This window comes from Prauserella endophytica (assembly GCF_005146945.1).
Classification (GTDB): Bacteria; Actinomycetota; Actinomycetes; order Mycobacteriales; family Pseudonocardiaceae; genus Prauserella_A; species Prauserella_A endophytica.
Genome location: NZ_SWMS01000008.1, coordinates 22942 through 36245 on the forward strand (window position 1 = coordinate 22942; position 13304 = coordinate 36245).

Here is a 13304-nt window from a genome sequence, read left to right on the forward strand (position 1 = left end):
CTTGGGGGACTGCGGGGTCAGTCCTTGCGGCCCGTGAAGGCGAGGGTGGCGCCGAGGCCGATCATCGTGAGGCCGCCCGCGCCGCCGACCAGCTCCAGCCTGCGCGGCGAGCGGGCGAACCAGTCCCGCGCCGTGCCCGCGACGAACGCCCACGCGCTGTCCGACAGCACCGCGATCACCGGCAGCAGGATGCCCAGCACCAGTATCTGGGCCGGCACAGACCCGGCCTGCTGGTTCACGAACTGCGGCAGCACGGCGGCCAGGAACACGATCGACTTCGGGTTGAGGAAACCCACCAGGAACCCGTCGCGCAGCACCCGCAGTGTGTGTCCCCGCGTGGCCTCGATCCCAGCGCGGAACACGTCGGCGAGCGAGCGGCGGTGCCGCCACGCCTGCACCCCCAGGTACACCAGGTAGGCCGCGCCGGCGAGCTTGACGATCGTGAACACCGTCGCCGAGCGCTCGACGAGCGTGCCCAGCCCGAAGGCCACGGCGACGACCTGCGCGTACACCCCGGTGGCGTTGCCGAGCACGGTGAGCAGCGCATCGCGCCGCCCGACGGTGAGCGCGCGACTGATCGTGAACAGCACGCTCGGCCCGGGGACGACGACCATGACGAACGTGAGGGCGGCGAAGGCGGCCAGCTGGCTCGCGGAGACCATGCGTCAGAGGCTACGGCCATTGTCGGGGGGCGGTGGTAGGAAAGCGCCGTGACACGGAACGTGAGCGTCGCCGAGCGGCGGGCGCGGCTGGGCGTGCGGCACCGGCTCGCGCGATCGGCGCGCGCGGGCACTCCCGAGGACGTCGCGGAGAGCCTCCTCGCGCTGCACGCGACCGACCCGGGGAGCGTGTACCTCGCGGCGGCGGCGAGGATGGCCGAGCCGGAGGTGCGCGCGGTCGAGCACGCGCTGTACGAACGGCGCTCGCTGGTGCGGATGCTGGGCATGCGGCGCACGATGTTCGTCGTGCCCGCGGAGGTGGCTCCGCTGGTGCAGGCGGGCTGCGCCGTCGACATCGAGCGCAAGCAGCGGCGGCTGCTCCTGCAGCACCTCGAGCAGACGGGCATCCCCGGCCTCGACGCGTGGCTGCGCGACGTCGAGGACGCCACCGTGCGCGCCCTCGAGACGCGGGGCACCGCGCACGCCACGCAGCTGGCCGAGGACGAGCCGAGGCTGCGCACGGAGATCGTCATGGCGCAGGGCAAGCCGTACGAGTCGCGGGGCTACGTCACGAACCGGGTGCTGTTCCTGCTCGCCGTGAGCGGGCGGATCGTGCGCGGGCGCCCGCGTGGCACGTGGCTGTCGACGCAGTACGAGTGGGCGCCGGCGGAGAAGTGGCTGCCGGGCGGGCTCGGCGACCTCGACCCCGCCGCGGCGCGGGTGGAACTGGCGCGGCGCTGGCTAGGGGCCTTCGGTCCCGCGCAGGTGAGCGACCTGGTGTGGTGGACGGGCTGGACGGCGCGACAGGCCAAGCAGGCGCTGGCCGCGCTGGACACCGTCGCCGTCGACATGGACGGCATCCCGGGCATCGTGCTGGCCGACGACGCCGGGCCGGTCCCGGAACCGGAGCCGTGGGTCGCGCTGCTGCCCGCGCTCGACCCCACCGCGATGGGCTGGGCCGAGCGCGGCTGGTTCGTCGGCGAGCACCGGGCGGCGCTGTTCGACCGCACCGGCAACATCGGGCCGACGGTGTGGAGCGACGGCCGGATCGTCGGCGGCTGGGCGCAACGCCCGGACGGCGAGGTCGTGGTCCGGCTGCTGGAGGATCCCGGAGCCGAGGCGGTCGCCGCGATCGAGGCCGAGGCGGCCCGGCTGACGGCGTGGCTCGGCGACGTCGTGGTGGTCCCGAGATTCCGCACACCGGTCGAGAAAGAGCTGTCTTCTTGATCGATTCGCTGAATGCTTCGAGGTGGGGGACGTCTCGGTCGGGGGATGAGGGTCCGCCCTGGCCAGGCACGCTAGGGTGGCGGTTGAACCCGAAGATGTGTAGCCCCGGCTGCGGCCGGGTCGAACCCTTGAGGAGAGAAGAGCAGTGACGGTTCGCGTAGGCGTCAACGGCTTCGGCCGCATCGGCCGCAACTTCTTCCGCGCGGTGCAGGCCAGCGGCCACGACATCGAGGTCGTCGCGTTCAACGACCTGGGCGACGTCGCCACGATGGCCCACCTGCTCAAGTACGACAGCGTCCTCGGCCGCTACCCGGAGGAGGTCAGCGTCTCCGACGAGGGCATCGTCGTCGGCGGCAAGACCATCAAGGCGCTCGCCGAGCGCGACCCGGCCAACCTCCCGTGGGGTGACCTCGGCGTGGACGTGGTCGTGGAGTCCACCGGCTTCTTCACCAACGCCGACGCCGCCAAGGCCCACATCGCGGGCGGCGCGAAGAAGGTCATCATCTCGGCGCCCGCCAAGGGCGAGGACCTGACCGTCGTGCTCGGCGCCAACGACAAGCTCTACGACGGCTCGCAGACGATCATCTCCAACGCTTCCTGCACCACCAACTGCCTGGCCCCGCTCGCCAAGGTGCTGCACGACACGTTCGGCATCGAAAAGGGCCTGATGACCACCATCCACGCCTACACGCAGGACCAGAACCTGCAGGACGGCCCGCACAAGGACCCGCGCCGCGCTCGCGCCGCCGCGCTGAATGTCGTGCCGACCTCCACCGGCGCCGCGAAGGCCATCGGCCTGGTGCTGCCGGAGCTCAACGGCAAGCTGGACGGCTACTCGCTGCGCGTCCCCGTGCCCACCGGCTCGATCACCGACCTCACGGTCAACCTGACCAAGAAGGCCACGGTCGAAGAGATCAACGAGGCCTACAAGGCTGCCGCGGAGGGCCCGCTCAAGGGCATCCTGCGCTACAGCGAGGACCCGATCGTCTCGTCCGACATCGTCAACGACCCGGCCTCGTGCATCTACGACGCGCCGCTGACGAAGGTCATCGACGACCAGGTCAAGGTGTTCGGCTGGTACGACAACGAGTGGGGCTACTCCAACCGCCTCGTGGACCTCGTCGGCCTCGTCGGCTCCAAGCTGTCCTGACCGATGGCGCTCAAGTCACTCGACGACCTGTTGTCCGAGGGTGTCTCCGGGCGGTACGTGCTGGTGCGTTCGGACCTGAACGTGCCGCTCGACGGCGCCACCATCACCGATGACGGCCGCGTGCGGGCCGCCCTGCCGACCATTGAGCGCCTCGCCGACGCGGGCGCGAAGGTGGTCGTCACGGCCCACCTCGGCAGGCCGAAGGGCGCACCCGACGAGAAGTACTCGCTGCGCCCGGTCGCCGCGCGGCTCGGTGAGCTGCTCAGGGCCGAGGTCCAGCTGGCCGGTGACGTCGTCGGCCAGCAGGCGAAGGCCGTCACCGGCTCGCTCGCCGACGGCCAGGTGGCCCTGCTGGAGAACGTGCGCTTCGACCCGCGCGAGACGAGCAAGGACGAGGGCGAGCGGGCCGGGCTGGCCCGCGAGCTCGCCGGGCTCGTCCCCGGCGCCGCGTTCGTCTCCGACGGCTTCGGCGTGGTGCACCGCAAGCAGGCCTCCGTGTACGACGTGGCCCGCGTGCTGCCCGCCTACGCGGGCGGCCTGGTGCTCGCCGAGCTGGAGGTGCTCGCGAAGCTCACGGGTGACCCGCGGCGGCCCTACGCGGTGGTACTCGGCGGCTCGAAGGTCTCCGACAAGCTCGCCGTGATCGAGGCGCTGCTGCCGAAGGTCGACCGGCTGCTCGTGGGCGGGGGCATGTGCTTCACGTTCCTCGCCGCGCAGGGCCACGGCGTCGGCAGCTCGCTGCTGGAGACCGACATGGTCGACACGTGCAAGCGGCTGCTGGCGGAGGCGGGCGGCAAGCTCGTGCTGCCGGTCGACGTCGTCGCCGCGGACAGGTTCGCCGCCGACGCCGCCACCCGCACCGTGGCCGCCACGGAGATCGAGGACGGCTGGATGGGCCTCGACATCGGCCCGGAGACCACCACCGCGTTCGCGGCCGCCATCACCGGAGCGGAGACGATCTTCTGGAACGGGCCCATGGGCGTGTTCGAGATGGCGCCCTTCGCCGAGGGCACCCGCGGGGTCGCGCAGGCGATCGCCGGCTCGTCGGCGTTCAGCGTCGTCGGCGGTGGCGACTCGGCCGCCGCGGTGCGCCTGCTGGGCCTGCCCGAGGACGGCTTCTCGCACATCTCCACCGGCGGCGGCGCGTCGCTGGAGTACCTCGAAGGCAAGGAGCTGCCCGGCGTGGCGGTCCTGAGTGAAGGAGCCTGATGGCGCGCAAGCCGCTGATCGCGGGCAACTGGCCGTGTCCAATTCCTGGGGGGAGCTCCGCTCCACCCCAGACCCCCCTCGACGAGCGGGAGGTACGCGCGTGAGCCGCAAGCCACTGATCGCGGGCAACTGGAAGATGAACCTCAACCACCTCGAGGCCATCGCCCTGGTGCAGAAGATCGCCTTCTCGCTGCCCGAGAAGTACTACGCCAAGGTCGACGTCACCGTCCTCCCGCCGTTCACCGACATCCGCAGCGTGCAGACGCTGGTCGACGGCGACAAGCTCCTGCTCACCTACGGCGCGCAGGACCTCGCGCCGCAGGACTCCGGGGCCTACACCGGTGACGTGTCGGGCCCGATGCTCGCCAAGCTCGGCTGCACCTACGTCGTTGTCGGTCACTCCGAGCGGCGCGAGTACCACGCCGAGACCGACGAGATCGTGAACAAGAAGGTGCGGGCCGCCCACAAGCACGGGCTCTCGCCGATCCTCTGCGTCGGCGAGCAGCTGGAGGTGCGCGAGGCCGGCGGGCACATCGAGCACACGACCGCGCAGCTCATCGCCGGGTTGAAGGGGCTCAAGGCCGAGCAGGTGCAGAACACGGTCATCGCCTACGAACCCGTGTGGGCGATCGGCACCGGCCGTGTGGCGACCCCGGCGGACGCCGAGGAGGTGTGCGCGGCCCTGCGGACGGCGCTCACCGAGAAGTACGGCGCCGAGGTGGCCGAGCAGGTCCGCGTGCTCTACGGCGGTTCGGTGAAGTCGGGCAACATCGCCGACCTGATCAAGTGCGACAATGTCGACGGCGCGCTCGTGGGCGGCGCCAGCCTCGACGGTGAAGAGTTCACGAAACTGTGCGCTCTCGCCGCCGGAGGGCCTCTACCCTGATCTCAGTGGGGACCCGCTACTCTGGGTACCCCCGCCACCCGCAGTACACAGAGGATGACATGAAGCTTTTCCTGCAGATCCTGTTGATCGCGACCAGCGTGCTGCTGATCGTTGCGGTGTTGCTGCACCGTGGCCGCGGTGGCGGGCTGTCCTCCCTGTTCGGTGGTGGTATGCAGTCGAGCCTGGCCGGGTCGAGCGTGGCCGAGAAGAACCTCGACCGCATCACGCTCGGCCTCGGCGCCGTATGGATCATCTCCATCATCGGTCTCGGTCTGCTGCTGAAGATCTGATCGGAATCGGCGTGCCTGGCGGGGTACGTCAACTTCACTGGTGGGTGTGAGGAAGCATGGTTGGCGGTAACGCGATTCGAGGCACGAGAGTCGGGGCGGGTCCCTCCGGCGAGTCGGAGCGTGGGGAGGCCGCTCCGAGGCGCCGGGTGTCCTACTGGTGTGCCAACGGGCATGAATCCCGGCCGTCGTTCGCGATGGATGCCGAGGTTCCGGAGGAGTGGGACTGCCCTCGGTGCGGGCTGCCGGGCGGACAGGACGAGCAGAACCCGCCCGCGGCTCCGCGCACGGAGCCGTACAAGACTCACCTGGCGTACGTGAAGGAGCGGCGCAGCGACGCCGACGGTGAGGCCATCCTCGCCGAGGCGCTGGAGCGGCTGCGGCAGCGCCGCCAGATCTGAGAGTCGGCTCGACGACGGCCGCCGGGCACCCGCCCGGCGGCCGTCATCGTGCCCAGAGTCAGAACGACACGGGGTACTTCGCGGCCACCCGCCAGCCGCCGTCCGGCGTCGGCGTGGTCTCGAAGGTGCCGCCGAGCAGGCGCGCCCGCTCCGCGAGGCCCGTGAGCCCGTAGCCGCCGGAGGGGAACTCGTCGGCGCCGCCGTGCGGCTCGTCCGGCCGGTCGTTGCTCACCTCGACCGAGAGGCCCTCCTGATCGCCGCGCAGGCGCACGAACGCCGTCGCGCCCGGTGCGTGCTTGCGGACGTTCGTCAGGCACTCCTGGACGGTCCGGTACGCCGCCGCGGACACCTTCGGCGGCAGGTCCTCCGGCACCCGCTCGACGGCGAGCTGCACCGGCACGTCCGCGGCCCTGATGAGCTCCGAGAGGTCCGCGAGGTCGGGCTGCGGGCCGTCGTCCTCGGTGCCGGAGCGCAGGACGCCCACGAGCGCACGCAACTCCTCCAGAGTGCGCGTGGACAGCTGGCGGATCGTGCGGGCCGTGCGCTCCGCGTCGCCGCTCGGGCTGATGGCGGCCAGCGCGCCCGCCTGCATGGCGATGAGGGTGATGTCGTGGGAGACGACGTCGTGCATCTCCCTCGCCAGCCGGGCCCGCTCGTCCGCGCGCACGGTCTCGGCGTACAGCTTGCGTTCCCGGTCGCGGCTGGCCGCCAGCTCCGCGAGCCGGGCGGCCAGCTCCTGCCGCGCCCCGATGAGCAGGCCGATCGCCACCGGCATCCCGGCGACGATCACGCCGTAGATGGCCGAGAGGGCGTGCTCGCGCCACGTGAGCGCGACGAAGTCCGGCAGCGGCCACAGCACGAACCTGGACAGCCACACGAGCCCCGCGCCGACCCAGGTCTGCCAGTGCATCTGCTTGCGGGTCGCCAGGTAGCCCAGCGCGATCATCGCGGCCAGCTGCGCCCACCCGGCGATGAACCCGGGGAACGTCAGCAGCACGACCGTGAACGGCAGCCAGCGGCGCGCCACCAGCGCCACGCAGCTCGCCGCGGAGAGCCAGACGGAGTACTTTTCGGCGCCTTCCGGGATCACCAGCCAGACGTCGAGTACGGCGATGAGGATGACGGCCGCGTCGACCGCGACCTTGCGCACGCCAGGGTGGTTCCACAGTGCTGTCGTCGCTCTCGGGACGGTCGTCCGGCGCGACCGCGCGCGGTCGGCGGCCCCCGCGCCTGGGCCGCCGACCGAAACCCCGGGGATGGTCATTCCCTCTGTGGTCATGGCTTGGACCTCTCGTCTTGTGGACTCGACAATGAGAGGTCATGAGGACGGGTTTGGGACGCGAAAACCTGAAAAAGTGTGCGGAAGTTAACGCCCCGCACACACGGTGTCGCGCGTCCGTGTGTGCGGGGCCAGGGGAAACGGTGGCGTGTGCCGGTGAAAACCGCCTACACGCGAGGCGATGTCGGCACGTCGCCGAGCTTGCCCGCGGCGGCCTTGTCCAGCAGCCACAGCGTGCGGCGCCTGCCCCGCGCGCCCGCCACCGGCAGCTGCACCTCGCCCGCACCCGAGAGCGCCAGCGCCACGGCGTCGGCCTTGGCCTCGCCCGTGGTCACCAGCCACACCTCGGCCGCGCTGCGGATCGCCGGGAACGTCAGCGAGACGCGGGTGGGCGGCGGCTTCGGGCAGTTGCGCACCGCCACCACCGACCGCTCGTTCTCGTACGCGGCGGGCGACTCGGGGAAGATCGACGCCGTGTGGCCCTCACCGCCGAGGCCGAGCAGCATGACGTCGAACGTCGGCACCGGGCCGTGGTCCTCCGGCCGCGCGTTCGCGGCCAGCACGTCGGCGTAGGCGGCCGCCGCCGCGTCCGGGTCGTCGCCGAACTCGCCGTCTGACGGCGCCATCGCGTGCACCCGTGCCGGGTCCACCGGCACGTGGTCCAGCAGCGCCTCGCGCGCTTGCTTCTCGTTGCGCTCCGGGTCGTCCGCGGGAACGAACCGCTCGTCGCCCCAGTACAGGTCGAGCCGCGCCCAGTCGATCGCGTCCCGTGCGGGGGAGTGGCGCAGCTGCTCCAGGATCGCGATCCCGGTGCCCCCTCCGGTCAGCACGAGCGACGCCGACCCCCTGGCGGCCTGCAGGTCCACCAGCTTCGTCACCAGCCGGGCCGCGCACGCGGCCGCGAGCAGACCGGGGTTGGCGTAGACCACCACCTCCGAGGCCGGGTTCATGCCTTCGCCTTCGTCTTCGTCGCGGCGGCCTTGCCGGCCGCCGGCTTCTTGCGGGCCGCCGACAGCTTGCCGAGTCCCAGCAGCGCGGCCTCGTAGATCTCGTCCGGATCCAGCCTGCGCAGCTCCTCGATCAGGCAGTCGCGGTTGTCCCTGCGGTGCAGCGAGATTCGCCGGGTCGGCTGGCCCGGCTGGGTCAGCGTGCCGGTGCGGCCGTCGGGCCGGTAGATCTCGATCGCGCCGGAGGGGCGCTCCAGCGACACCGCCACGATGCCCTGAGCCGTGGTGGTCTTGACCCGCTTCACCGGCACCTTCAGGTACTCGGCGAGCCAGCCCGCCAGCAGCTCGGTGGACGGCGAGTCGGCCTCCCCGGTCACCGACGCCGCGGTGACCCGCTCGTACGGCGGCAGGTCCAGCGCCGAGACGAGCTGCGCCCGCCAGTTGGTGAGCCTGGTCCAGGCCAGGTCGGTGTCACCGTCGACATAGGACTTCGCCCGCGTCATCAGCGCCCTGATCGGGTTCTTCTCCGCGGCCGAGTCGGTGATCCGCCGCTGGGCGAGCTCGCCCAGCGGGTCCCTCGCCGGTGCCTTCGGCCCGCTTCCCGGCCACCACGTGACGATCGGGGCGTCGGGCAGCAGCAGCGGCACCACCGCGCTCTGGCCCTGGCTCGCGAGCGCGCCGTAGAGCCGGAGCACGATCACCTCGCTGGCCCCCGCGTCGCCACCGACGCGGATCTGGCCGTCGATGCGCGGCGCCGCCGTGCGGGCGCCCTTGGCCACCACGATCACCCGCGACGGGTGCTCGCGGCTGGCCTCGTTCGCCGCGTCGATGGCATCCTCGAGCTGCTCGTCGTCCTCCGCGGCGATCACCAGCGTGAGCACGCGGCCGAGCGCGATCGCGCCACCGCGCTCGCGCAGCTCGACCAGTTTCTTGTTGAGCTGGGACGTCGTGGTCGATGGCAGATCGATGATCACGGCCGCCTCCAGTGCCTACCCGAACGCTCCAGCATCGCCTCCGCCGACGGCGGCCCCCACGAGCCCGGCTGGTACGGCTCGGGCGCCCCGCGCTTGGCCCAGTGCTCCAGAACCGGGTCCAGGATCTGCCAGGACAGCTCGACCTCCTCGTTCACGGGGAACAGCGACGGCTCGCCCAGCAGCACGTCCAGGATCAGCCGCTCGTACGCCTCCGGCGAGGTCTCGGTGAACGCGTGGCCGTAGCCGAAGTCCATCGTGACGTCGCGGACCTCCATCGTGGTGCCGGGCACCTTGGAGCCGAACCGCATCGTGATGCCCTCGTCCGGCTGCACCCGGATCACCAGCGCGTTCTCGCCCAGCTCCTCGGTTGCCGTGTAGTCGAACGGCAGGTGCGGCGCCCGCTTGAACACCACGGCGACCTCGGTGACCCTGCGGCCGAGGCGCTTGCCGGTGCGCAGGTAGAAGGGCACCCCGGCCCAGCGCCGGTTCTGCACCTCCAGCGTCACCGCGGCGTAGGTCTCGGTGGTCGACTCCTTCGAGAAGCCGCCTTCCTGCAGCAGGCCCGGCACCTTCTTGCCGCCCTGCCAGCCGCCCGCGTACTGGCCCCGCGCCGTGGTCTCGTCGAACGGCCCGACGGGCTTGGTGGCGCTGAGCACCTTGACCTTCTCGGCGCGCAGCGCTCTCGGGTGGAAGGAGACCGGCTCCTCCATCGCCGTGAGCGCAAGCAACTGCAGCAGGTGGTTCTGGATCACGTCCCGCGCGGCGCCGATGCCGTCGTAGTAACCGGCGCGGCCGCCGAGGCCGATGTCCTCGGCCATCGTGATCTGCACGTGGTCGACGAAGTTGGCGTTCCAGATCGGCTCGAACATCTGGTTGGCGAAGCGCAGCGCCAGGATGTTCTGCACCGTCTCCTTGCCGAGGTAGTGGTCGATGCGGAACACCGACTCCTCGGGGAACACGTCGTTGACGACCGCGTTGAGCTCCTTGGCGCTCGTGAGGTCGTGGCCGAACGGCTTCTCGATGACGACCCTGCGCCACACGTCCTCGCTGGACTCCGCGAGCCCGCAGCGCGCCAGCTGCTTGGTGACCACGGGGAACGCCCACGGCGGGATGGAGAGGTAGAACGCGGTGTTGCCGCCCGTGCCGCGCGCCTCGTCGAGGTCGTGCACGGTCTGGGCGAGCCGGTCGAACGCGTCGTCGTCGTCGAACGTGCCCTGAACGAAGCGGATGCCCTCGGCGAGCCGGTTCCACACCGACTCGCGGAACGGCGTCCTGGCGTGCTCGGCCACCGAGTCGTGCACGAGCTCGCCGAAGTCCTGGTCCTCCCAGTCCCGCCGCGCGAACCCGACGAGCGAGAACCCGGCCGGCAGGAGGCCACGGTGCGCGAGGTCGTAGATGGCGGGCATGAGCTTCTTGCGCGAGAGGTCCCCGGTGACGCCGAAGATCACCAGGCCCGAGGGCCCGGCGATCCTCGGCAGCCGCTTGTCGCGGGGATCCCGCAGCGGGTTGGTCCACCCTCGTTTCATGAAGCGAGCTCCTGTACGGCGCGCATCAGTTCGGCCAGCCCCGCGGCCCGGTCGGTGAGGTGCAGCCGCAGCACGGGCCTGCCGCCCGCGGCGAGCACCTGACCGTCACCCAGCGCCTGCGCCCGCTGCAGCTGGCCCAGCGTGTACGGCCGGTCCGGCACCTCGAGGTCGTTCTCCGGCGTGCCGGTGAGCTGCAGGAAGACGCCGTTCGGGTGGCCGCCCTTGTGGTACTGGCCGGTGGAGTGCAGGAACCGGGGTCCCCAGCCGAACGTCGTCTGCAGCCCGGTCCGCTTGGCCAGCTCGGGGCGCAGCAGCGAGGCCGACGCGTCGTCGAGCCGGTCGAGGTAGGCCTGCACGGCCACGTAGCCGCCCTCGGGGGCGCTGTCGAGGAACTCCCGCAGGACGTCGGTCAGCGAACCCTCTCCGGTGGTTCCCGCGCCTCCGTACACCTCGACGGAGCCGAGCACCGCCGACGGCTCGGCGGAGCCGGTGAGCGCTGCCGGGTCGTCCAGCAGCGACCTGGCCGCCTTCTTCGCGGCCTCCACGTCGGGCTGGTCGAACGGGTTGATCCCGAGCAGCCTGCCCGCGATCGCCACCGCGAACTCCCACAGCAGGAACTGGGCGCCGAGCGGGCCCGTGACGGCGACCTTGGCCTCACCCGACGCGGGGCCGACGGCGACCGGGGTCGCGTCGGAACCCGCGCTCGTGAAGCCGGGTGCGGTGTGGCCCTCGACGACGACGGGCAGCAGGCCGGTGCCCTGCTTGCCCGTGGACTCGGCGATGAGCTGCTCGGCCCAGTCGCCGACGCCCGTGATGCCGGAGCCGGTGTCGGCGAGCACGATCTTCTCGGCGCCGTCGGCGTGCGCGGCGCCGAGCGCCGCCGCGAGCCGCAGTGCCGGGTTGTCCGTCGAGTCGGCCGTGAGCGTGTCGGCGACGCCGGCCGCCTGGTCGAGCAGCCGCGCCACGTCGGCGCCGGCGAGCCCGGCCGGGACGAGCCCGAACGCGGTGAGCGCCGAGTAGCGGCCGCCGACGTTCGGGTCGGCGAGGAACACCTTGCGGTAGCCCTCGGTCTCGCCCAGCTCCGCCAGCGGTGAGCCGGGATCGGTGACCACGACGATGCGCCGGGCCGCGTCGATGCCCGCGTCGGCGAACGCCTTCGCGAAGATCCGCCGGTGGCTGTCGGTCTCCACCGTGGTGCCGGACTTGGACGACACCACGATCACCGTGCGGTCCAGGTCGCCGGCGAGCGCGTCGGCGACCTGGCCGGGGTCGGTGGTGTCCAGCACCGTGAGCGCGACGCCCTCGGTGCCGGTGATCACCTCCGGCGCCAGTGACGAGCCGCCCATCCCGGCGAGCACGACGCGGTCGACGCCCTCGGAGCGCAGCTCGGTGCGCAGGGCCTCGATCTCACCGATCAGCGGGCGGGAGCTCCTGTGCAGGGTGGTCCAGGACAGCCGGATGGACGCCTCGGACTCCGCCTCGGCGCCCCACAGCGTGGCGTCCTGGGCGCCGACCTTGCTCGCCACCCCGTCGCTGACGAGCTTGTCGAGCAGCGGCGCGGCCGCGGTGTCGAGTGCGGTGTCTTCGATCGTGACTGAAGTCCGTTCTCCAGCCATCGCCGGCTCAGCCCTTCGCCTTGTCGAGCTGGCCGGTGACGGTGTCCAGCAGCTCGGCCCAGGACTTGTCGAACTTCTCGACGCCCTCGTTCTCCAGAGTGAGGAACACGTCGGTCACGTCGATGCCGATGGCACGCAGCTTGTCGAACACCTCCTGCGCCCGCGCGCCGGTGCCGCTCACCTTGTCGCCCACGATCTCGGCGTGGTCGGCGGCGGCGAACAGCGTCTTCTCCGGCATCGTGTTCACCGTGCCGGCCACCACGAGCTCGTCGACGTAGCGCGTGTCGGAGTACTCCGGGTTCTTCACGCCGGTGGAGGCCCACAGCGGGCGCTGCGGGTTCGCGCCCTCGGCCTTGAGCGCGGCCCACCGCTGCGAGGCGAACAGCTCCTCGTACGCCGCATAGGCGAGGCGGGCGTTGGCGATCGCGGCCTCTCCGCGAAGGGCCAGCGCCTCGTCGGTGCCGATGGCCTCCAGCCGCTTGTCGACCTCGGCGTCCACCCGGGACACGAAGAACGACGCGACGGACTGGATGCCCCTGAGATCGTGGCCGTTGGCCTTGGCCTGCTCCAGCCCGGCGAAGAACGCCTCGATGACGGCGCGGTACCGCTCGACGGAGAAGATCAGCGTGACGTTGACGCTGATGCCCTCGGCGAGCGTCCGCGTGATCGCGGGCAGACCCTGCTCGGTGGCCGGGATCTTCACCAGGATGTTCGGGCGGTCGACCGTCTTCCACAGGTCCTGCGCCTCGGCGACGGTCTTCTCGGTGTCCCGCGCGAGGCCGGGGTCGACCTCGATGGAGACGCGGCCGTCGACCCCGTTCGTGGCGGTGTAGACGTCGCGGAAGAGGTCCGCGGCGTTGCGCACGTCGGTGGTGGTCAGCTCGCGCACCGCGGCGTGCAGGTCGGCGCCGCGCTCGGCGAGCTCGCGCACCTGCTCGTCGTAGGCCTCGCCCTTGGACAGCGCGCCCGCGAAGATCGTCGGGTTGGTGGTGACACCCACGACGTGCTTGTCGCGGATGAGCTCGGCGAGGTTGCCCGAGGTGAGCCGCTCCCTCGACAGGTCGTCGAGCCAGATCGACACGCCTGCCTGCGAGAGCTGGGCCAGCCGGTCGGTGTTGCTCATGACGTGATCCCCTTTGATAG

The 13304-nt window shown here is 71.5% G+C and carries 13 protein-coding genes; 6 read left to right on the top strand and 7 right to left on the bottom strand.

What is annotated here, in order from left to right:
- Positions 1-17 precede the first annotated feature (17 nt).
- Positions 18-662, bottom strand: coding sequence for a LysE family translocator (locus FCN18_RS16000; RefSeq protein WP_113643075.1), 645 nt, complete (start codon positions 660-662; stop codon positions 18-20).
- A gap of 48 nt (positions 663-710) precedes the next feature.
- Here FCN18_RS16000 and FCN18_RS16005 point away from each other — a divergent pair, with 48 nt between their 5' ends.
- The 6 genes from FCN18_RS16005 to FCN18_RS16030 all read left to right on the top strand — a co-directional run bounded on the left by FCN18_RS16005 (position 711) and on the right by FCN18_RS16030 (position 5819).
- Complete coding sequence (locus FCN18_RS16005; protein WP_137095496.1) at positions 711-1886, top strand: winged helix DNA-binding domain-containing protein; 1176 nt, start codon at positions 711-713, stop codon at positions 1884-1886.
- A gap of 145 nt (positions 1887-2031) precedes the next feature.
- Positions 2032-3036: a type I glyceraldehyde-3-phosphate dehydrogenase gene (gene gap / locus FCN18_RS16010; RefSeq protein WP_112274442.1), complete on the top strand. Its 1005-nt coding sequence runs from the start codon at positions 2032-2034 to the stop codon at positions 3034-3036.
- Positions 3037-3039: 3 nt separating this feature from the next.
- The gene (locus tag FCN18_RS16015; protein WP_112274440.1) at positions 3040-4245 is read left to right on the top strand and encodes a phosphoglycerate kinase; all 1206 of its coding nucleotides are present in this window, start codon (positions 3040-3042) and stop codon (positions 4243-4245) included.
- 100 nt (positions 4246-4345) lie between these two features.
- Entirely contained in the window at positions 4346-5131 is a 786-nt protein-coding gene (tpiA, locus tag FCN18_RS16020) for a triose-phosphate isomerase (RefSeq protein ID WP_137095497.1), read from the top strand.
- 59 nt (positions 5132-5190) lie between these two features.
- Entirely contained in the window at positions 5191-5421 is a 231-nt protein-coding gene (gene secG, locus FCN18_RS16025) for a preprotein translocase subunit SecG (RefSeq protein WP_112274436.1), read from the top strand.
- A gap of 56 nt (positions 5422-5477) precedes the next feature.
- A complete protein-coding gene (locus FCN18_RS16030; protein WP_110339356.1) occupies positions 5478-5819 on the top strand; it encodes an RNA polymerase-binding protein RbpA in 342 nt (113 codons plus the stop codon).
- Between the two features lie 58 nt (positions 5820-5877).
- On the opposite strand, the gene FCN18_RS16035 is transcribed toward FCN18_RS16030, so the two are convergent.
- The 6 genes from FCN18_RS16035 to tal all read right to left on the bottom strand — a co-directional run bounded on the left by FCN18_RS16035 (position 5878) and on the right by tal (position 13284).
- Positions 5878-7098, bottom strand: a complete 1221-nt coding sequence (locus FCN18_RS16035) for a sensor histidine kinase (protein ID WP_113643072.1) — start codon at positions 7096-7098, stop codon at positions 5878-5880.
- 167 nt (positions 7099-7265) lie between these two features.
- Positions 7266-8048, bottom strand: coding sequence for a 6-phosphogluconolactonase (gene pgl, locus FCN18_RS16040; protein ID WP_112274432.1), 783 nt, complete (start codon positions 8046-8048; stop codon positions 7266-7268).
- Positions 8045-9019 (bottom strand): glucose-6-phosphate dehydrogenase assembly protein OpcA, encoded by a 975-nt coding sequence (gene opcA, locus FCN18_RS16045; RefSeq protein WP_112274430.1) that lies wholly within the window; start codon positions 9017-9019, stop codon positions 8045-8047. The genes pgl and opcA overlap by 4 nt, the downstream gene beginning before the upstream one ends.
- A complete protein-coding gene (gene zwf, locus FCN18_RS16050; protein ID WP_112274428.1) occupies positions 9016-10545 on the bottom strand; it encodes a glucose-6-phosphate dehydrogenase in 1530 nt (509 codons plus the stop codon). The genes opcA and zwf overlap by 4 nt, the downstream gene beginning before the upstream one ends.
- Positions 10542-12161 carry a glucose-6-phosphate isomerase gene (locus FCN18_RS16055; protein WP_137095498.1) on the bottom strand — a complete coding sequence of 540 codons (1620 nt, stop codon included), beginning with the start codon at positions 12159-12161 and terminating at the stop codon, positions 10542-10544. The genes zwf and FCN18_RS16055 overlap by 4 nt, the downstream gene beginning before the upstream one ends.
- A gap of 7 nt (positions 12162-12168) precedes the next feature.
- Complete coding sequence (tal, locus tag FCN18_RS16060; protein WP_112274425.1) at positions 12169-13284, bottom strand: transaldolase; 1116 nt, start codon at positions 13282-13284, stop codon at positions 12169-12171.
- Between the last annotated feature and the right edge of the window lie 20 nt (positions 13285-13304).